Below are 18,177 nucleotides of genomic sequence, written 5' to 3'. Positions count from 1 at the left end.
CGGCGATGCGCATATGGAAGCAGAGCAAGGGCGCGAAAAATGTCCGGTTCTAGGGGACCGAGCGGATCTTCCGCACCAGCACGCTGCCGAGCAGCGTCACGAGCGCCGTCGCCGCGTACAACGTGGGGTATCCGCCCAGGTAGACCACGATCCAGGCCGCGCAGAACGGACCCAGGGCCTGCGGTGCTGAGTTGGCGATGTTGATCACGCCGAGGTCCTGGCCCCGGCTCGTCGCCGCCGGCAGCACCTGGGTGATCAGCGCCGCGTCGACCGCCAGGTAGGCCCCGTAGCCGGCGCCGAGCAGCACCGCCGCGACCACCGCCGCCGTCCAGACCGGCCAGATCGCCAGGATGAGCGCGGCCACGGCCATGATCACGCCGGACCAGATCACGAAGACCTTGCGCCGGCCGGACCGGTCGGACAGGCGCCCCGCGTACACCGCCGTGGCCATCATCCCGGCCGTGTAGAGCAGGATCAGGATCAGCAGGCCGCCCTCGGGGTCGGCGTAGTGCACCCCGTCCTCGAGGAAGTAGAGCAGGTACAGCGTGCCGAGCGCGTTGCCGACCTGCACGAGGAAGCGGGTGCCCCAGGCCCACGCGAAATCCGGGTGGCGGCGCGGGCTGACCCACATGCCGCGCACGAGCGCACCCCACGAGAACGGTGGTCGGTGGTCGCGCGGCAGCGGGTCGTCGCCGGTGAGAAGTGCGAAGGGCAGCCCGAGCAGGAGTACGGCGACCGCCACCGCGACGTAGCCCGACATCGTGCCGGTGAACACCGTGGTGACCAGCACCGCGCCGATCACCAGGCCGAGCGCCTGCGGGATGCCGGCCCAGCCGGACACGCCGCCGCGCTGGTCGACCGGCACCCGGTCGGGGAGCGCGGCCGTCAACGCCGCCAGCATCGCGTTGAAGCAGGCCTGGGCGGCGACCCAGGCGAGCGTGACGCCGAGGATCGTCTGCTGTTGGGCCAGCGCCAGCAGTGACAGCGCGCCCAGCACCGCGCCGCCGACCGTCCAGACGTGCCGGCGCCCGAAGCGCCTGCCGCCGATGGTCAGCGTCGTCCGGTCGGAGAACGCGCCGGCGACCGGGTTGGCCACGATCGCGGCGAGCGCGCCGAAGCCCATCGCCCACGCCAGGGCCGTCTCCTTGTGGCCGGGTGCGATGTCGGCGACCTGGTTGGGCAGCAGGATCTGGATCGGCGTGAAGAAGGCCATCCAGACGCCGAGGTTGGCCGAGAAGAGCAGCGCGATCCAGCCTCGCCGGACCCGTACCGTCGGCTCGGCCAGCGCCGCAGGCAGGGCGGACGCCTCCGGGTCAACGGTGGTCACGGATGCGCTCCCGCAGCCATGCGAAGGAGCTCTTCGGCGTACGCGTCAAACTCTCGAAGTCGACGTGCACCAGCCCGAACCGCTTGGTGAACCCCTCGGCCCACTCCCAGTTGTCGAGCAGCGACCAGACGAAGTAGCCGCGCACGTCGACCCCGTCGGCCTGGGCGTCGCGCAGGGCGGCCAGGTGCCCGTCGAGATAGGCGATCCGGTCGGGGTCTTCGCAGGTGCCGTCGGCGGAGACCACGTCGTCGTACGCGCAGCCGCTCTCCGTGATGTAGATCGGCGGCAGCTGACGCCCGTAGCGACCGTGCAGCGTCACCAGCAGCTCGCGCAGTCCGTCCGGGGCCACCGGCCAGCCGAACGCCGTGGTCGGGTAGTCGTCCAGCGGCACCATCTCGAAGGGCAGCGGACTGCCGTCCTCCGGGCCGCGTACGCCGGTCGGGTTGTAGTAGTTGACGCCCAACGCGTCGATCGGCGTCGCGATCACGTCGAGGTCGCCGTCGCGGACGACCGACAGGTCGGCGGCGCCCTCGGGATAGCCGAGGCCGAGCAGCGGGTCGGTGAACACCCGGTTGTGCAGCGCGTCGTACGCGGCCGCGGCGGCCAGGTCGGCGGCGGAGCCCGGCACCGGCCGCGCGGGCGAGTAGTTGTTGGCGATCGCGACGGGACTGCCGGAGTGGTCGCGCAGCGCCGCCACCGCGAGCCCGTGCCCGAGCAGCTGGTGGTGCGCGACGGGGAACGCCTCGAACAGGAGTTGCTCGCCCGGCGCGTGGGTGCCCAGCGCGTAGCCGAGCGACATGTGCACGAACGGCTCGTTCAGCGTGATCCACATCCGCACCCGGTCGCCGAGCCGGCGCGAGACCAGGGCGGCGTACTCGCCGAAGCGGTGTGCGGTCTCGCGGTCGAGCCAGCCGCCGCGATCCTGGAGGGTCTGCGGAAGGTCCCAGTGGAAGAGCGTGGCGACCGGCGCGATGCCCGCGTCGAGCAGCTCGTCGACGAGCCGCTCGTAGTAGTCGAGCCCGGCGGCGTTGGCCGGCCCGATGCCGTCGGGTTGGACGCGGGGCCAGGCGACGGAGAACCGGTACGCGCCGACGCCGAGCTCCCGCATCAGCGCGATGTCCTCGGGAAAGCGGTGGTAGGAGTCGGTCGCTACCGCGCCGGTGGTCCCGTCGACGATACGGCCCGGTGTCGCGCTGAAGGTGTCCCAGATCGACGTGCCGCGGCCGTCTTCGGTGGTCGCGCCCTCGATCTGGTACGCGGAGGTGGACACTCCCCAGAGGAACCCGCCTGGCAGCTCCGGCATCAGCTTCCGCGCCTCCTAGGTAGCGTTACCGGCAGGTAAGCCGAAACTGGCTCGGACTGTAACCCCGGTCTCACCCGCCAGTCGAGAGGTTCGCGTCGATCAAGCTTTGGACCGTGCGGCGTACCGTCGCCGGGATCGTCCCGAACCAGGTGATCTCGCCTGTGTCGGGCTCCCAGACACCCCGCACCCACCCGTCGACGACGACGGTGGGCGAGATCCAACCCTGCGGCCGCGAGACGGCGGCCTTGTGCCCCGCGGCGCCGATCCGCTCGAGCTGCCGCGTGCTCCCGGTGATGTACGGGTCGAAGGCGGGCAGCAGCACCGCCCGCTGTGCTGCTTTTCTCGGCAGCTCTTTCAGGTGTGCTTCCGGCAGCCACATCGGTGTGCCGTCGACCTCGACCGGCGCGAGGCCCCCTTCGATTCGCCGGAACGACTTCTTCGCCAACGCCGGAGTCAGGTCGAACCAGCGGGCGAACTCCTCGGGGGTGGCCGGCCCGTACGCGCCGAGGTAGTCGGTGGCCAGCCGGTCGATCGCGGCCCCGGTCTCGACCGGCTCCCAGTCGCCGAGCCAGCGCCGGGGCGCGACGAAGGTGACGTTGCGTCCGCGCGGTGGCCCGGAGCAGAGCAGGCCCCGGAACGCGGCGGGCTTGAGGATCGTGCCGAAGCCCTGGGTCAGCCGGTCCTTGAGCTCTCGGTGCCCGGTGGCCGTGATGATCGCGTCGGCGAGCTCCTCGCGGGTGAGCGGCTCGTCGGTCAACACGTCCGGCAGCGCGGCCAGGAGGTCGGCCATCTGCGCGGCGGTCACGCTGTTGTACCTCAACCACGAGTTGGTCTTGTCCCGCGTCCGCGTCGACATCGCCGCCACCCAGTGCGGGAAGTCGTCGGCCGGCAGCAGGTGCAGGGTGCCGCGGGCGGCCCAGGTGCGGACGAGGGTGCGCTCGCCGTACAGCAGCGTGTCGAGCTGGTGGGTTCCGCCTGTGCGGAGATTGGTCGCGGTGACCGCCGAAGCGGCGACCTGGGCGTGCACCCCGACGACCCGGCGCGCAACGGCGACGGGATCGGCCGCCTTGTCGTCGGCGAGGTGATGCCGGCGCATCCGCCACCGGAGGACCTGGTCCCAGCTCAGTCGAGTAACCACTTGAACAGGTTACCGGCGATAAAGCCTTGGTAAAGCACTCGTTGCCAGAGTGCGGGCATCCGATCCGATCCGTCCTAACAGGAGGCCCGAGTGAAACGCAAAGTTCTGAGCGTCGGTCTGGTCGGCGTGCTGATCGCACTGTTGACGGCGGTCCTGACACCGACTGCGGCCCTGGCCGCCCCGACGCCGTCGACGTCGCCGAGGGTGATCCCGGAGCTCACGAACCAGATCGTCCCGCAATGCCCCACCGGGTACGCGTGCGCCGTGGTCTACCGCGACGGTCCGGGAATCGGTTTCCGGTACGTCTTCCGGTTCTACCACTACGGGACGTACAACCTGAGCAACTGGATCACCGGCGGCCAGGCGTTCAACATGCAGATGGACGACGCGTCGATGCGACTGCTGGGCCAGAACGGCGCCGAGATCGAGTGCATCCCGCCCAACGACCCAGACCCGGCGCTGGACTGGAACCCGGTCTGGAAGATCCAACTAAGCCCGACGCCCTGCTACTAGCACCGAGCCGGTGGGCCGGGTTCACCTCCCCGGCCCACGCGGCTGCGGTCACTGACCGTGCGATCATCGGTCGTGTATGCGATCTTCGGCTACGGCTCCCTCGCTCACCCGGACACGGTCCGGCAGGTGGGCGGGAACGCCGTTCGCGGTGAGAACTACTTCCTGGTCGGCCTCCACAACTGGAAGCGCGCGTGGACGGTCTGCACGGACAACACCGATCCGGCCCGGGCCGTCGCCTACTACCGGCCCGGGACGTCCGACCGCCTCGACGGCCAGGTGCTGTTCCTGAACCTCGACCGGGAGCCGGGATCGCGGACCCGCGGCGCCCTGGTGCTGGTCCCGCCTGACGTGCTGGGCCAACTCGACGAGCGCGAGAAGAACTACGACCGCGTCGACGTCACGGCGGACGTGGACCTCTCCGGTGTTCCCGACGACGTCAAGCCGGACGTCGTGTGGACCTACGTGGGCAAGGAATCAGCCGTCCGTGCCGCGCACCGCGGCGTCAGCCAGGGATCGGCGGTCATCTGGCGGCCGTATCTGGACCGACTGCGTGCAGACGACCTGATCGAGATTCCCGCCGGCGTACGGGTGGTCGAGCTCGACAGGCGCAAGTGGGGCGAGCCGACACATCCGTACGCCGATCACCCGCGTGAGTGACGTCCCATGAGCGCGTCGATCTCCGCGAAGCCCGTGCCCAGCGCGGCGTAGGTGCCTGTGGTGAGCAGCTCGCGGGCGGCGGTCTGGATCGCGGCGTACGCGGCCAGGGTGATCGCCGGCCCGACGCTGACCCGGGCGACGCCGAGGGCCGCGAGGTCGTCGATGGTGGGCGACCCGGGGCCGGCCATGACGTTCAGCGGAGCTTGGATCTCCTTGGCCAGCATGGCAACGGTCTCGGGGTCCGTCACGCCCGGGACGAAGATCCCGTCCGCGCCGGCGGCGACGTAGGCGGCGGCGCGGTCGATGGTCTCCTTCAGGCGGGTCGCGGGGTCGCCGACCTCACGCAGGTGGGTGTCGATGCGGGCGTTGAGGAACAGACCGCCCCCGGCCGCACGACGGGCGATCGCGATCCGCTCGGGGTGCGCCTGCACGCCGTCCTCGATGTTGACCCCGACCGCGCCCGCGTCAAGCACACCGCGGACCGTGCTGGCGAGATCGTCGTACCCGTCCTCGATGTCGGCGGTCACCGGCACCCGGACGGCGGCCACCACCCGGGCAACCACCTCGACGGCACGCTCGCGGCCGATGGACCCGTCGTCCCGTGAACCCACGGCCGCCCAGGCGACGCCAGCACTGGTGGTGGCGATGGCCGCCGCCCCGGCATCCTCGATCAACCGCGCGCTACCGGCATCCCACGCGTTGGGCAGGACCAACGGCCGCGCGGCGCGGTGCAGCGAGTCGAAGTGGCGGACCTGGTCGTGGTGCGAGTTCGTCATGCGCCCCAGCAAACCCGCTCGGCAGGCCGAGGTCCGGCGGAAATCGGACCTGAACGCCGGCGCCGGTGGTGGCTCGCGCGGCGCATCTACCCTCGTCGACATGAGGGGAACCTGGGTGGTGACCATCGTGTCGACGGTCGGGCTGTTGCTCGTCGTCGGTTTCCGCTCGGTCCGGCGGCGCGGCCGGGCTCGGCTGTCGGCCATGGAGCAGGCCCGCCGCGCCACCCGCGAGCTGCGCCGGGAGAACCGGGCGCTGCGGGGTGGGCGCGGGCGCGGCGACGGGGAGCATTTCTGGCGTACGAAGCTCGGCCGCTACGGCGACGAGCGGCACGGCGACGACGGCGGCGGCGGCGGCTTCTCGGACAGCGGCGGCGGTTCGGGCGGCGGCAGCGACTAGGTCTCGGCGTCCGTCGCCGGCGCGTCCGGGTTAGGCCTTGCGGCGCCGTCTCAAGAAGACGGCGATCGTGGCGAGGATGCCCAGGATGGTCCAGTCGCCGGCCACCGTGGCCTCGGGCACCGGTACCGTCCGCTTCGGCTCCATATCCGTACGGTAACGGTTGCCGTCAATGCGCGCGGTTTCTCGCACGCGGGCCGCTGAGAAAGTCGGCGCGTTCCTAGCGTCGAGCGCATGGACCAGCCAGCACGCCGCCCGCGTTGCCGGGCGATCACGCGCAAGGGGTTCCGCTGTCCCATCGGTCCGCGGCCGTCCGGGCTCTGCCACGTGCACGACCCGGCCGTGCAGTGCGGTGCGGCCACCCGGCGCGGGGGCCGCTGCGGCGTCGCCACCGGCGGTGGGCCCTGCCGGACCCACCGCCACGAGCACCATCCCGACCAGGCCACGCTGGAGCTGGGATGACCGTCACGGGACGACGCGGGTCCCCGGGGTGTCGCCCGGCAGGCGGGACATGGTGTTCTCGAACGGCGGCACGGGCGTGCTGCCCAGGACCGACCCGTCGGCAGCGTACGCCGTCACCGTCGCCCGCTGGTCCGGTGGCACGGTCGCCGTGCCGAAGCCTGCCGCGTCCAGCGCGACCGCCACCGGTGACCCGTCGCCGACCGTCACCGTCGCAGTCGCCGTGCCCGTCGGCGCCGACACCAGCACCCGGTCGGTCCGGTCGTCGCCGCCCTCGGCCCGCAGCCGCCAGCCGACCGGACGCACCGAGGCGCCCGCGGCCGGCAGCAGCAACCGCAGGTCCGTGCGGCTGCTCGTCTCCGAGCCATGGAAGGCGTAGGTGACCACCCCGCCACCCGCCGGCTGCACCGTGAGCAGCACGGCCGCCTGCCCGTTGACCGAGCCCGACCAGCGGACCCGGACCGTCGTGCCAACGGCCGGCAGTTGGCTGTCGGTCAACGCCAGCCGCACGAAGCTGGCGAGGACCGCGGGAGACGGCGCCGGCCCCCGCACGTCCCGCACCGCGTCGGTCAACAAGCCGGCCGACGGCTCGAACGGGTCCCCGCTCGCCGACGAGCCCCAGCCACCGGAGACGCCGCCCTCGTAGAGCACCGCCGAACCCCGGGTGACCCGGGCATCCAGCCCCGGCGGCAACGCCGCGGGCGGCAGCAGCACGACGCCTACCCCGCCCCCGTCCGACCTGGCCAGCTCCCGCCGCTCCACCACTCCCCGGGCCGTGTAGCGCGGGTCGCCGCTGATCGTCACCGTGGCGTCGGGCGGCCCGATCACCAGCGCGTACCCGCCGCGCTCACCGTCGACCTGGGTCATCGTCACCACTGGATTGGCGGCGGACTCGTTGCCGGAGTACCTCATCTCGGACGGCGCGGCTCCGGTCGGGCCGTCGTACCAGATCAGCTCCCAGCTCGTGACGAACCCGAACCGCAGGGGTACGAGCACGAGCGCCACCCGGCGGCCCGGCGCGTCGCTGGCGTACAGCACCTTGATCCGGTCGCGGCCGGCCACCGCCCAGAAGCCGTCCGGATCCTGCAGACCCGTCACCCGGTCACGGAACGCGGAAACCCACGTCGAGTCGGCGGTCAGCGAGCCCCGCGGCGGTGACGATGCCAGCGCGGACCAGGGCGACGCGAGCGCGATCGCAGGGGCCCATCCGGGCAGCGGCACCACGTTGGTTTGCACCCCGACCGCGGCGGCCACCACCACGGCCAGCGCGGTTCGCCGGACGCGGCGGTTCCGCCGGTGCAGCCGCTCGCGCCGCACGAACGCGGGCCACGGGTCCTCCGGCGGCGCGATCGCGGAAGCGGCCTGGCGCAGCGTCTCGGTCAGCATGGTTCCTCCTGCAGTTGGGCCGGCGCCTCGTCGGCGAAGTCGAGTCGCAGCCGGGCCAACCCGCGCGACGCCTGGCTCTTGACCGAGCCGATGGAACAGCCGAGGACGGTGGCGGTGTCCGCCTCGCTGAGGTCCTCGAAATAGCGGAGCACCAGGACCGCCTGGGTGCGTGGCGGCAGCCGCCGCAACGCGACGAGGAGCTGTTGGCGCTGCTCGATCTGGACGAACGCGTCCCCGCGCACGGGTGAGTCCGACGCGAGCAACGGCACCTCGAGCGGCCGGCGCCGCCGCCACCACGAGCTCGCCGTGTTGACCATGGCCCGGCGCACGTACACCGACGGCGTGTCGATCCGCTCCCAACGCCGGTGGGTCTTCTCCAGCGCCGCCTGCACCAGGTCCTCGGCCGTGCCGCGGTCGCCGGTCAGCAGGTAGGCGGTCCGCACCAGCGGCGCCCACTGGTCCCGGACGAACTGCCGGAACCCTTCGTCGTCATCCACGCGAGGTAGACGCCGCGTACGAGAGAAAGGTTGAGCAAAAAAAAGGGGGCGCCCCGCGGAAAGCGGGGCGCCCCTCAAAGAGAAAACCCTACGAGTCGCCGCCGGTCTCGCCCACGGGCGCGGCGTTGACGTCGTCGATCGCGTACTTGCGGGCCGCCTCGACCGGGATCGACGGTGCGACCTCGCCGCGGACCGCGAGCTGGCGCAGCGTCGCCACCGCCACCGACTCGGCGTCCACGTTGAAGTGGCGGCGCAGGGCGTGCCGGGTGTCGGACAGGCCGAAACCGTCGGTGCCCAGCGACGTGTAGTCGCCCGGGATCCAGCGCGAGATCAGGTCCGGCACGGCGCGCATGAAGTCGCTGACCGCGATGACCGGGCCGTCGGAACCCGCCAGCTTGCGCCGGATGTACGGGACCCGCGGCTCGCTGCCCGGGTGCAGCAGGTTGTATTCCTCGGCCTGCACCGCGTCGCGACGCAGCTCGGTCCAGGACGTCACCGACCACACGTCGGCGGCCACACCCCAGTCCTGGGCGAGCAGCTGCTGGGCCTTGAGCGCCCACTGCATGCCCGTACCCGAGGCCAGGATGTTGGCCTTGATCCCACCGCCGTCGACCGCCGGGGCGGGGGAGTAGCGGTAGATGCCCTTCAGCAGACCCTCGACGTCGAGGTCGACCGGCTCCACGGGCTGGAGGATCGGCTCGTTGTAGATGGTCATGTAGTAGAAGACGTTCTCCGCCTCCTCGCCGTACATCCGGTGCAGGCCGCGCTCGACGATGTGCGCCATCTCGAACGCGAACGCCGGGTCCCACGCCACGACGGCCGGGTTGGTCGCCGCGATCAGGTGGGAGTGGCCGTCCTCGTGCTGGAGGCCCTCACCGTTGAGCGTGGTCCGGCCGGCGGTGGCACCGAGGACGAAGCCGCGCGCCATCTGGTCGGCGGCGGCCCAGAAGCCGTCGCCGGTGCGCTGGAAGCCGAACATCGAGTAGAAGATGTACAGCGGGATCATCGGCTCGCCGTGCGTGGCGTACGAGGTGCCCGCCGCGGTGAACGAGGCCACGGAGCCCGCCTCGTTGATGCCCTCGTGCAGGATCTGGCCGCCCAGCGCCTCCTTGTAGGACAGGAACAGCTCCCGGTCGACCGGGGTGTAGTTCTGCCCGTGCGGCGAGTAGATCTTGGCGGTCGGGAAGAGCGAGTCCATGCCGAAGGTACGGGCCTCGTCCGGGATGATCGGCACCCAGCGCTTGCCGAACTCGCGGTCCTTCATGATGTCCTTGAGCAGGCGTACGAAGGCCATGGTGGTGGCGATCTTCTGCTTGCCGGACCCGCGCTTGACGTCGCCGAACCGCTCGCTGCCGGGGATCTGCAGCGGGATCACCTTGGTGTTGCGCGACGGCAGGTAGCCGCCGAGCGCACGCCGGCGCTCGTGCAGGTACTCCATCTCGTCGGACTTGTCCTCGGGACGGATGTACGGCGGCAGGTACGGGTTCTCCTCGAGCGCCTTGTCCGGGATGTCGAGGTAGAGCCGGTCGCGGAACGACTTGAGGTCGTCGAGCGTCAGCTTCTTCATCTGGTGGGTCGCGTTGCGGCCCTCGAACGAGGAGCCGAGCGTCCAGCCCTTGATCGTCTTGGCCAGGATGACCGTCGGCTGACCGGTGTGCTCGGTCGCCGCCTTGTAGGCCGCGTAGATCTTCCGGTAGTCGTGACCGCCGCGCTTGAGGTTCCAGATCTCGTCGTCGGTCATGCCTTCGACCATCTTGCGGGTACGCGGGTCACGGCCGAAGAAGTGCTCGCGGACGTACGCGCCGGACTCCGCCTTGTAGGTCTGGTAGTCGCCGTCCGGCGTGGTGTTCATGAGGTTGACCAGCGCACCGTCGGAGTCGGCGGCCAGCAGCGGGTCCCACTCGCGGCCCCAGACGACCTTGATGACGTTCCAGCCGGCACCCCGGAAGAACGCCTCGAGCTCCTGCATGACCTTGCCGTTGCCGCGGACCGGGCCGTCGAGCCGCTGCAGGTTGCAGTTGATCACGAAGGTCAGGTTGTCGAGCTCCTCGCGGGCCGCGACGCCGATCGCGCCGAGCGACTCGGGCTCGTCCATCTCGCCGTCGCCCAGGAACGCCCATACGTGCTGGTCGGAGGTGTCCTTGATGCCGCGGTTGTGCAGGTAGCGGTTGAACCGGGCCTGGTAGATCGCGTTCATGCCGCCGAGGCCCATGGAGACCGTCGGGAACTCCCAGAAGTCGGGCATGAGGCGCGGGTGCGGGTACGACGGCAGGCCGCCGCCCAGCCCGGCGTGCGAGAGCTCCTGGCGGAAGCCGTCGAGGCGCTCCTCGGACAGCCGGCCCTCCATGAACGCGCGCGCGTACATGCCGGGGGAGGCGTGGCCCTGGTAGAAGATGTGGTCGCCGCCGCCCGGGTGGCTCTTGCCCCGGAAGAAGTGGTTGAAGCCGACCTCGTAGAGCGCCGCGGCGCTGGCGTAGGTCGAGATGTGGCCGCCGACGCCGATCTCCGGACGCTGGGCGCGGTGCACGAGCATCGCGGCGTTCCAGCGGATGTAGGCACGGATCCGGCGCTCGACGAACTCGTCACCCGGGAACCAGGGCTCTCGCTCCGGCGGAATCGTATTGATGTAGTCGGTGGTGGTCAGCGGCGGGACGCCGACGTTGCGCTCACGAGCGCGCTCCAGCAACCGCAACATCACGTACCGGGCGCGCTTGGCGCCGCCCGCGTCGATGACTCCGTCGAGAGACTCGACCCACTCGGCGGTTTCCTCGGGGTCGATGTCCGGAAGCTGGCTCGGCAGGCCGTCACTGATCACCGGGCGCTTGCGTTCCGTAGCCACAGGCATTCCTCAGATTGTGGGGACGACTGACATTTCGGAGCCAAGTGTCCCGGGTGTGGGATTCGTCTCCAACGCCATACTGCCCCGTTTCTCATTCCGGCGTCACGTCGCGTACGGCCAGACGCGACACTCGACACACATACCAACCGGTAACTCACCCCGGAAGGAAGGAAAACCGGACCTGTCGGACAGCGTTGTCCCCGTTCGTGTCGACCAGGCAGATGGACTGCCAGGTGCCCAGGGCGAGCCGACCACGCAGGACCGGAATCGAGGCGTACGGGGCGATGAAGGCCGGCAGCACATGGTCGCGACCGTGTCCGGGGGAGCCGTGCCGGTGGCGCCAACGGCCGTCGGCCGGCAGGAAACCGTCGATCGCGGTCATCAGATCGGGGTCGTCGGAGCCGGAGCCGCTCTCGATGATCGCGATGCCGGCGGTGGCGTGGGGGACGAACACGTGGAGCAACCCGTCGCCCTCGCCGGAGACGAACTGCTGCGCCTCCGCGGTCACGTCGCGCACCGCCGGGCGGCGGCCCGTCTCGACCGTGATCACCTCACTCCGCATCCGGTCAATTCTAGGGATGATCCACGCGTTCCGTTGCCGTGTTCTGCGTGGCTGGTGGGGCAGGTGACTGGCAGTGAGTGGCTTGCGTCGGTAATGCTTTCGACGTGACCACGCCGCAAGATCTCGACGAACGGTTCCGGGCGGCGGTCGGTGCGCTGACGCCCGGCACCGCCGGCCTCCCCGAGGGGATGACGGCCGAGCGGGCGCGCGCCGTGTTCGACGCCCAGCTGACGAGCCGCCATCTCGACCTGGCCGCGCGCTGGCTGCGCAGCTTCGGCGAGGGCTTCTACACGATCGGGTCCTCCGGCCACGAGAGCAACGCGATCGTCGCGGCGGCGCTCCGGCACACCGACCCGGCCTTCCTGCACTACCGCTCCGGCGGGTTCTACGCCGCCCGGGTCGCCCAGGCCGAGGTCGGGGACCCGGTCGCCGAGACGGCCCGGGACGTGCTGCGCGGGGTGGTCGCCTCGACCAGCGAGCCGATCGCCGGCGGCCGGCACAAGGTGTTCGGCAACGCGGCGCACCACGTGGTGCCGACCACCTCGACGATCGCCTCGCACCTGCCCCGCGCGGTGGGTGCGGCGTTCGCGATCGAGCGGCTGCGCAAGGTCAACGGCAACGGCGGGTCCGACGCACCGTGGCCGGGCGACGCGGTCGTCGTGTGTTCGTTCGGCGACGCGTCGGTCAACCACGCGACGGCGACCGCCGCCCTGAACACCGCCGGCTGGATCGACCACACGGGGCTGCGGCTGCCGCTGCTGCTGGTCTGCGAGGACAACGGCATCGGGATCAGCGTGAAGTCCCCTTCGGGTTGGGTCGCGGCGACGCTGAAGGCCCGCCCGGGACTGCGCTACTTCGCGGCTTCCGGCGACGATCCGGCGGCCGCTTATGCCACCGCGGTCTCGGCCTCCGACCATGTGCGGCGCACCCGGAAGCCCGCCGTGCTGCACCTGTCGACCGTGCGCTTCATGGGGCACGCTGGCGCCGACGCCGAGGTGGCCTACCGTCCCGCCGCCGACCTCGAGCGCGACCTGACCCGCGACCCGGTGGTGGCGACCGCGCGGCTGCTGGTCACCTGCGGCCTGGCCACACCCGAGGAGATCCTCGCCCGGTACGACGAGGTCGGCTGGCAGGTCCGCAAGGTCGCCGAGGAGGTGCTGGGCGAGCCGAAGCTGACCACGCCCGCCGAGGTGGTGGCCACGCTGGCGCCCCGCCGGCCGGTCCGCGTCGCCCGTACCGTGGCGGATTTGTCGGTTCTCTCGGCTTCGGACCGGGCCGAGGCGTTCGGCGGCCGCCTGCCCGAGGACGCCGGCCCGTTCACCCTGGCCCAGACGATCAACTCGGCGCTCGCCGACGGAATGCTGGCCAACCCGAAGATGGCCCTGTTCGGCGAGGACGTGGCGCTCAAGGGCGGCGTGTACGGGGTGACCAAGGGCCTGCGCGAGCGGTTCGGCGCGACCCGGGTGTTCGACACGCTGCTCGACGAGACCTCGATCCTCGGCCTGGCCCTCGGCTCCGGCCTGGCCGGCATGCTGCCCGTGCCGGAGATCCAATACCTGGCCTACCTGCACAACGCCGAGGACCAGCTCCGCGGCGAGGCCGCCACCATCCAGTTCTTCTCGGGCGGCGCCTACCGCAACCCGATGGTCGTGCGGGTGGCCGGGCTCGCGTACCAGGAGGGCTTCGGGGGGCACTTCCACAACGACAACTCGGTGGCCGTGCTGCGCGACATCCCGGGCCTGGTCGTCGCGGTGCCGGCGCGGGCCGACGACGCGGCGCCGCTGCTGCGCACCTGCCTCGCGTCGGCCGCCGTCGACGGCAGCGTCTGCGTCTTCCTCGAGCCGATCGCCCTCTACCACACGCGTGACCTCTACGAAGAGGGCGACAACGAGTGGCTGGCGCCGTACCTGGGCCCGGAGTCCTGGTCCGAGGCGCACGTGCCGATCGGGCGCGCGCGGGTCTACAACGTGGGCTCGGCCGAGGACTTGACGATCATCACGTTCGGCAACGGGGTACGGATGTCCCTGCGCGTCGCGGCCCGGCTGGTCTCGGAGGGGATCGGCGCCCGGGTGGTGGACCTGCGCTGGCTCGCCCCGCTGCCGGTGGCCGATGTGATCCGGGAATCGTCGGCAACCGGACGCGTGCTTGTCGTGGACGAGACACGCCGGTCGGGCGGGGTCGGCGAGGGAGTTCTCGCAGCGCTGGTCGATGCCGGATATGTCGGATCTGTGAGTCGGATCGCATCAGTCGACTCGTTCGTCCCGCTGGGCCCGGCGGCCAGAGAAGTCCTGGTCGCAGAGGATGCCATCACTCAGGGTGCCCGAGCCCTTCTGGCACGGTAAGTTTCCCGGGGGACCCGAAAAGTCCGTGTCCCGCCGGGGTTGCCGCAGAATCGAGCCGGATCGGCAGAAAATCGAAACCGGATCGGTCGGTGCGCCACTTGCGCGCGAGCCGCCGACTGTGTGGACTTTGCGGGAACTGCAACGAATGAGGGAGGCACGCAACAGTGAGCGCGACCGCAGGTCAGGCCGCCGACGGCGTACGCAGCCTGGCGGACCGGTTCGGCATCGAGCCGGGGATGGTCGTCATGGAGATGGGGTACGACGACGACGTCGACCAGGATCTCCGCGACGCCCTGACCGACCGCTCCGGTGAGTTGGTCGACGAAGACACCGACGAGGTAGTCGACGCGGTGCTGCTGTGGTACCGCGACGGCGACGGCGACCTCTTCGAGATGCTCGTCGACGCACTCGGCCCGCTGGCCGGCAACGGCGTCGTCTGGCTACTGACGCCCAAAGCCGGCCGCGACGGGCACGTCGAGCCGAGCGAGATCACCGAACTGGCCCCGACCGCAGGTCTCCAGCAGACCTCCACGGTCAACGCCGGCAAGGACTGGAGTGCCGCCCGGCTCGTGGTGCCCCGCGGCTCCCGCAAGAAGTGATGCTCCAGGTCGGCACGCCGGCGCCGGACTTCACGCTCAAGGACCAGAACAACCAAGAGGTACGACTCTCGTCGTACCTCGGGTCAAGCTCGGTCCTGCTGGTGTTCTATCCGCTGGCCTTCTCGGGCACGTGCAGCGGCGAGATGGCGGCGCTGGAGGCGGCGCTGCCGTCCTTCGCCGCGCTGGGCGTGTCGGTGCTGACGGTGAGCGTGGACTCGTCGTACGCCCACAAGATCTGGCTGGAACGCGAGTCGTGGTCCATGCGGATGCTGGCCGACTTCTGGCCTCATGGGGCGGTGGCGTCGTCTTATGGGGTGTTCAACTCGGTGGCTGGGTTTGCAGACCGGGGGACCTTTCTGATCGACAAGGCTGGCGTGGTCAGGTGGGCCGAGCATGTGGGGCCGGGCTCGTCCCGGGACACGGCGGCGTGGTTGGCGGCGGCGAGCTCCCTGGACGACAGCTGACCGGCCCGCGGTCGGGTAAGCTACGGCCGATCCGGGGCGCGTAGCTCAGCGGAAGAGCACTCGCCTTACAAGCGAGGGGTCGCAGGTTCGAACCCTGCCGCGCCCACAAATCCCTGCCCCAGACCCGGACCGCTTCGCGGTCAGGGTCTGGGTGGGGATTTGTCATTCCTATACCGGGGGCGACCCCCGGAGACCCCACGTTCTAGTGGGGGCGGTCCGCGAGGCGCTGGGTAGACCCAACGTTTGCGTTGGGTCTACCCAGCGAGCCGGCATTGTGGCCGTCTCCGCACACCCAACCCAAAAACCGCCCTCCGGGGGTGGGCGCAGGTTCGAATCCTGCCGGCGGCACCAACCGCCTTTGGGCGGTCTAACAGCTAGAACGAAGCCTCGTAGCAGCGCAGATGCTGTCCAGGGCTTCACCGTTTGTACGGTCGAGAGCGGCTCTACGAGGCCGTCGTCGGTCGCCCCTTCCCAACCCGTTCCCAAGAGCCTGGCGTCGTCGCGGCCGTCAGCCAACCGTGAACGCGGCGGGCTCGCCTGACCTCCTAGGTATCTAACCGCCGTCCAAGGGCCGCATCCAGATGCAGGTCAAGGACAGGACGACAGGCCACTCTCACGATAGCGATCACGAGATCCGGTAACAGTACGAGAAATCCGGCACGGTTCGTCAACTGTTGCTAAACCGTCAGTGAGGTTCCTAGCCTTTACGTATAACTTGACCCATGAGATGCGGTCGACCCACTGTGGGGGTGGGTGCGCTCAAAAACACAGCAACTCCTTTACGCGCGGCCATGGAAAAGGTAACGCTCAAAGCTTGAGTTCGCGCGCGAGACGCGTGTACTGAGTCATTCCCTTCTTAATTAAAGGAGCCAGCGTCGAGACCAGGAACTCATACTCGGTGGAGCCAGGCTGCGTCATGGCAGGAAGGTTGTTCTTGGCGGCCCTGTATACGATCTTCAGTCGAGCCTTGTAGTCGTCTAAAGAAACGCCAGTCGGAGGATGCTGGTCCCTAGCGGCTAGAATATTAGACAGCGCGTCCTGGCGCTTGCCGGCATCGAGCTCGAACGACGCGCATAGCTTTTCGAGAACTTCGTCATCCAGCAGGTAATTTTCCAGTTCCCGTTGACGCCATACAATCGTACCTTCCGCTTCCAATGCGGCAATCTCATCAGGGGTCTTGCCATCTCGGTCGACGACTCTTCTGACTTCCGATCTAATTGCCTTGGACGCCTGGAGGGCGTGACCTATTCGCTTCACCTGGCCACTATTGCCGATTGATTGAAACTCGATCTCAGGGAAATCGTCCGAGAAAATTTTGGACAACACTCGTGAATCAAAAGCCTGCTTGTCAGGCGACGTAGCTGTTTCGATCGAACCTTCGACTAAGTAAACAATGTCGGGAGACACCAGGTCTGCGAGGTCTTCCAAGGACGTGCGGTGGATGCTCTGCCACAGGTGACGAGTCGGCTCGGACGGAACAAGATCTGGGTTGAAAGCGTCGGGAATGCCGTTGAAGTTGATAAAAGCCACCTCATCCGGCCGGCTCCGCGCGAGCTGTACGCCTCGCCGCATCATTGAAAGCGAGTGCGTTGCGATCACAATCTGTCCCTTGGGCGGTCCGATGCGGATCAATTCATCCAGAATCGTCGCCTGCACTCGTGAGTTAAGGTGGCTCTCCGGCTCATCGAGGAGGAAAATCGACTCCGGAAACTCTGCGCCGCGAAGGTGGGCATCCAGAAGAAGATCAAAAGCTGCCTTCTCGCCCGCCGAAAGGTTGACGTACGGAAAACTGCGAACGTGATTCTTAGAGAAATAAAAGGTTCCCCTGCCCTGGAACGGGTGACCGAGACTTTCAAGTTGGAGGTCGGGAAAGAGCCGATTAAAGCTCTCCGCAAGTGGATCAATAACCAACTTGTGGATCTGCTCCAGATCGTTGGTCTGGGTGCGGTCTCCTGCAATTTCCACCAAACTGCCCCAAAGTCTCGCGTAGTGTTGCGCCACGCCGCGATCTTCATCAATGGAGCGATTGACTTCCTTGCTGTCTTCCAAGCCGGGCATTGCACTAAGGCTTCCGACCGAAAATTGGCTCGTGTACCTGTAGGCGCTCCGATAATGAAAAAGCGCCTTGATTGCCCTAGTGTCTTTGGGCAAAGGCTCGTGAAACTCTATGTCGATGCCACTCGTTCGAGTGCGCCCTGGAGGCAGGTAGAACTGATCGTCCCAACCGCCTGCGCGACGCCCATGTTCGTGGTGCCAAAGCAACAGGGTGTCAAATATCGAGGACTTTCCACATCCATTGGGGCCCAGCAAGAAGATTAGCCGCGTTGACGGCGGGAGGTCGCGAATTCGGACGGATTCGAACCGCTTGATGGGACCGGTGGACACAATCGACTTGAGGTGCAATGGAGAAGCTCCGTACGTCGTTGGGCTTGCATCAACTGCGAGTCAGTCCAACGCTGCCGCCGTCGATACCTTAGCCAAATCGATCTTGGCGGTCGCGGCGCAAGCGGGGATTGCGCATTGACTATACCGGCGTTGCGATCCTTGCCCGGCGCGAACGCCGGCACAGCCACCGCGGCGGGCACGAAGGGCGACCGCCACCACATGTTGCGATCCTCGCCCGGCGCGAACGCCGGGCGCAGCGCGAGGGCCGCGCGGTGAGCGACGCCGACTGGAAGCCGTTGCGATACTCGCCCCGCGCGAACGCCGGGCGCAGCGACCTTGATCATGACCGTGCGGACGCGGCGCCCTTGTTGCGATCCTCGCCCGGCGCAAACGCCTGGCGCAGCTGGTTGTGCCGGCGGCCACGCCCGCGATCACGCGGGTGTTGCGATCCTCGCCCGGCGCGAACGGCGGGCGTAGCCGCCGGCCACCACGAGGACCAGCGACAGCACGTAGATGTTGCGATCCTCGCCCGGCGC

Annotated in this window: 16 protein-coding genes and 1 tRNA gene; 8 read left to right on the top strand and 9 right to left on the bottom strand. The window is 69.1% G+C overall.

Annotated elements, in window-relative coordinates; translation table 11 throughout:
* Positions 1–49: 49 nt before the first annotated feature.
* From CHC05_RS13960 to CHC05_RS13950, 3 genes are all read right to left on the bottom strand, one after another.
* On the bottom strand, positions 50–1,327 hold the full coding sequence (locus CHC05_RS13960; protein WP_089248720.1) for an MFS transporter: 1,278 nt from the start codon (positions 1,325–1,327) through the stop codon (positions 50–52).
* Positions 1,314–2,630, bottom strand: coding sequence for a GH1 family beta-glucosidase (locus tag CHC05_RS13955; protein WP_089248718.1), 1,317 nt, complete (start codon positions 2,628–2,630; stop codon positions 1,314–1,316). Before CHC05_RS13955 ends, CHC05_RS13960 begins: the two co-directional genes overlap by 14 nt.
* Positions 2,631–2,700: 70 nt before the next feature.
* Positions 2,701–3,768, bottom strand: a complete 1,068-nt coding sequence (locus CHC05_RS13950) for a winged helix DNA-binding domain-containing protein (protein ID WP_144022586.1) — start codon at positions 3,766–3,768, stop codon at positions 2,701–2,703.
* Positions 3,769–3,858: 90 nt separating this feature from the next.
* Here CHC05_RS13950 and CHC05_RS13945 point away from each other — a divergent pair, with 90 nt between their 5' ends.
* Positions 3,859–4,281, top strand: coding sequence for a hypothetical protein (locus CHC05_RS13945; protein WP_089248714.1), 423 nt, complete (start codon positions 3,859–3,861; stop codon positions 4,279–4,281).
* A gap of 72 nt (positions 4,282–4,353) precedes the next feature.
* Positions 4,354–4,938: a gamma-glutamylcyclotransferase family protein gene (locus CHC05_RS13940; RefSeq protein WP_089248712.1), complete on the top strand. Its 585-nt coding sequence runs from the start codon at positions 4,354–4,356 to the stop codon at positions 4,936–4,938.
* On the opposite strand, the gene CHC05_RS13935 is transcribed toward CHC05_RS13940, so the two are convergent.
* Positions 4,923–5,714, bottom strand: a complete 792-nt coding sequence (locus tag CHC05_RS13935; RefSeq protein ID WP_089248710.1) for an isocitrate lyase/PEP mutase family protein — start codon at positions 5,712–5,714, stop codon at positions 4,923–4,925. The genes CHC05_RS13940 and CHC05_RS13935 overlap by 16 nt on opposite strands.
* A gap of 100 nt (positions 5,715–5,814) precedes the next feature.
* On the opposite strand from CHC05_RS13935, the gene CHC05_RS13930 reads away from it, so the two are divergent.
* Together CHC05_RS13930 and CHC05_RS40720 are read left to right on the top strand one after the other, a co-directional pair.
* Positions 5,815–6,111 carry a hypothetical protein gene (locus CHC05_RS13930; RefSeq protein ID WP_144022584.1) on the top strand — a complete coding sequence of 99 codons (297 nt, stop codon included), beginning with the start codon at positions 5,815–5,817 and terminating at the stop codon, positions 6,109–6,111.
* Between the two features lie 231 nt (positions 6,112–6,342).
* Complete coding sequence (locus tag CHC05_RS40720) at positions 6,343–6,570, top strand: hypothetical protein (protein ID WP_144022583.1); 228 nt, start codon at positions 6,343–6,345, stop codon at positions 6,568–6,570.
* 3 nt (positions 6,571–6,573) lie between these two features.
* Here CHC05_RS40720 and CHC05_RS13925 read toward each other — a convergent pair whose 3' ends face one another.
* The 4 genes from CHC05_RS13925 to CHC05_RS13910 all read right to left on the bottom strand — a co-directional run bounded on the left by CHC05_RS13925 (position 6,574) and on the right by CHC05_RS13910 (position 11,851).
* A complete protein-coding gene (locus CHC05_RS13925) occupies positions 6,574–7,953 on the bottom strand; it encodes a hypothetical protein (protein WP_089248706.1) in 1,380 nt (459 codons plus the stop codon).
* Positions 7,947–8,450 carry a SigE family RNA polymerase sigma factor gene (locus tag CHC05_RS13920; protein WP_089248704.1) on the bottom strand — a complete coding sequence of 168 codons (504 nt, stop codon included), beginning with the start codon at positions 8,448–8,450 and terminating at the stop codon, positions 7,947–7,949. Before CHC05_RS13920 ends, CHC05_RS13925 begins: the two co-directional genes overlap by 7 nt.
* A gap of 88 nt (positions 8,451–8,538) precedes the next feature.
* Positions 8,539–11,289 (bottom strand): pyruvate dehydrogenase (acetyl-transferring), homodimeric type, encoded by a 2,751-nt coding sequence (gene aceE, locus CHC05_RS13915; RefSeq protein ID WP_089248702.1) that lies wholly within the window; start codon positions 11,287–11,289, stop codon positions 8,539–8,541.
* A gap of 154 nt (positions 11,290–11,443) precedes the next feature.
* A complete protein-coding gene (locus CHC05_RS13910; RefSeq protein ID WP_089248700.1) occupies positions 11,444–11,851 on the bottom strand; it encodes a YjbQ family protein in 408 nt (135 codons plus the stop codon).
* Positions 11,852–11,928: 77 nt separating this feature from the next.
* Here CHC05_RS13910 and CHC05_RS13905 point away from each other — a divergent pair, with 77 nt between their 5' ends.
* The 4 genes from CHC05_RS13905 (at position 11,929) to CHC05_RS13890 (ending at position 15,362) form a co-directional block, all read left to right on the top strand.
* Positions 11,929–14,193, top strand: a complete 2,265-nt coding sequence (locus CHC05_RS13905) for a thiamine pyrophosphate-dependent enzyme (protein WP_425426747.1) — start codon at positions 11,929–11,931, stop codon at positions 14,191–14,193.
* 164 nt (positions 14,194–14,357) lie between these two features.
* Positions 14,358–14,792 carry a DUF3052 domain-containing protein gene (locus CHC05_RS13900; RefSeq protein WP_089248697.1) on the top strand — a complete coding sequence of 145 codons (435 nt, stop codon included), beginning with the start codon at positions 14,358–14,360 and terminating at the stop codon, positions 14,790–14,792.
* On the top strand, positions 14,789–15,256 hold the full coding sequence (locus CHC05_RS13895) for a peroxiredoxin (protein ID WP_089248694.1): 468 nt from the start codon (positions 14,789–14,791) through the stop codon (positions 15,254–15,256). Before CHC05_RS13900 ends, CHC05_RS13895 begins: the two co-directional genes overlap by 4 nt.
* A 34-nt stretch (positions 15,257–15,290) precedes the next feature.
* Positions 15,291–15,362, top strand: a tRNA-Val gene (locus CHC05_RS13890).
* Between the two features lie 701 nt (positions 15,363–16,063).
* On the opposite strand, the gene CHC05_RS13885 is transcribed toward CHC05_RS13890, so the two are convergent.
* Positions 16,064–17,641, bottom strand: coding sequence for an AAA family ATPase (locus tag CHC05_RS13885; protein WP_342745645.1), 1,578 nt, complete (start codon positions 17,639–17,641; stop codon positions 16,064–16,066).
* Positions 17,642–18,177 lie beyond the last annotated feature (536 nt).

It is taken from the genome of Asanoa hainanensis (assembly GCF_900188485.1).
In the GTDB taxonomy this organism is placed as follows: Bacteria; Actinomycetota; Actinomycetes; order Mycobacteriales; family Micromonosporaceae; genus Asanoa; species Asanoa hainanensis.
Note: the sequence above shows the minus strand (reverse complement) of the source record. Positions and strands in the feature narration are given on the sequence as shown.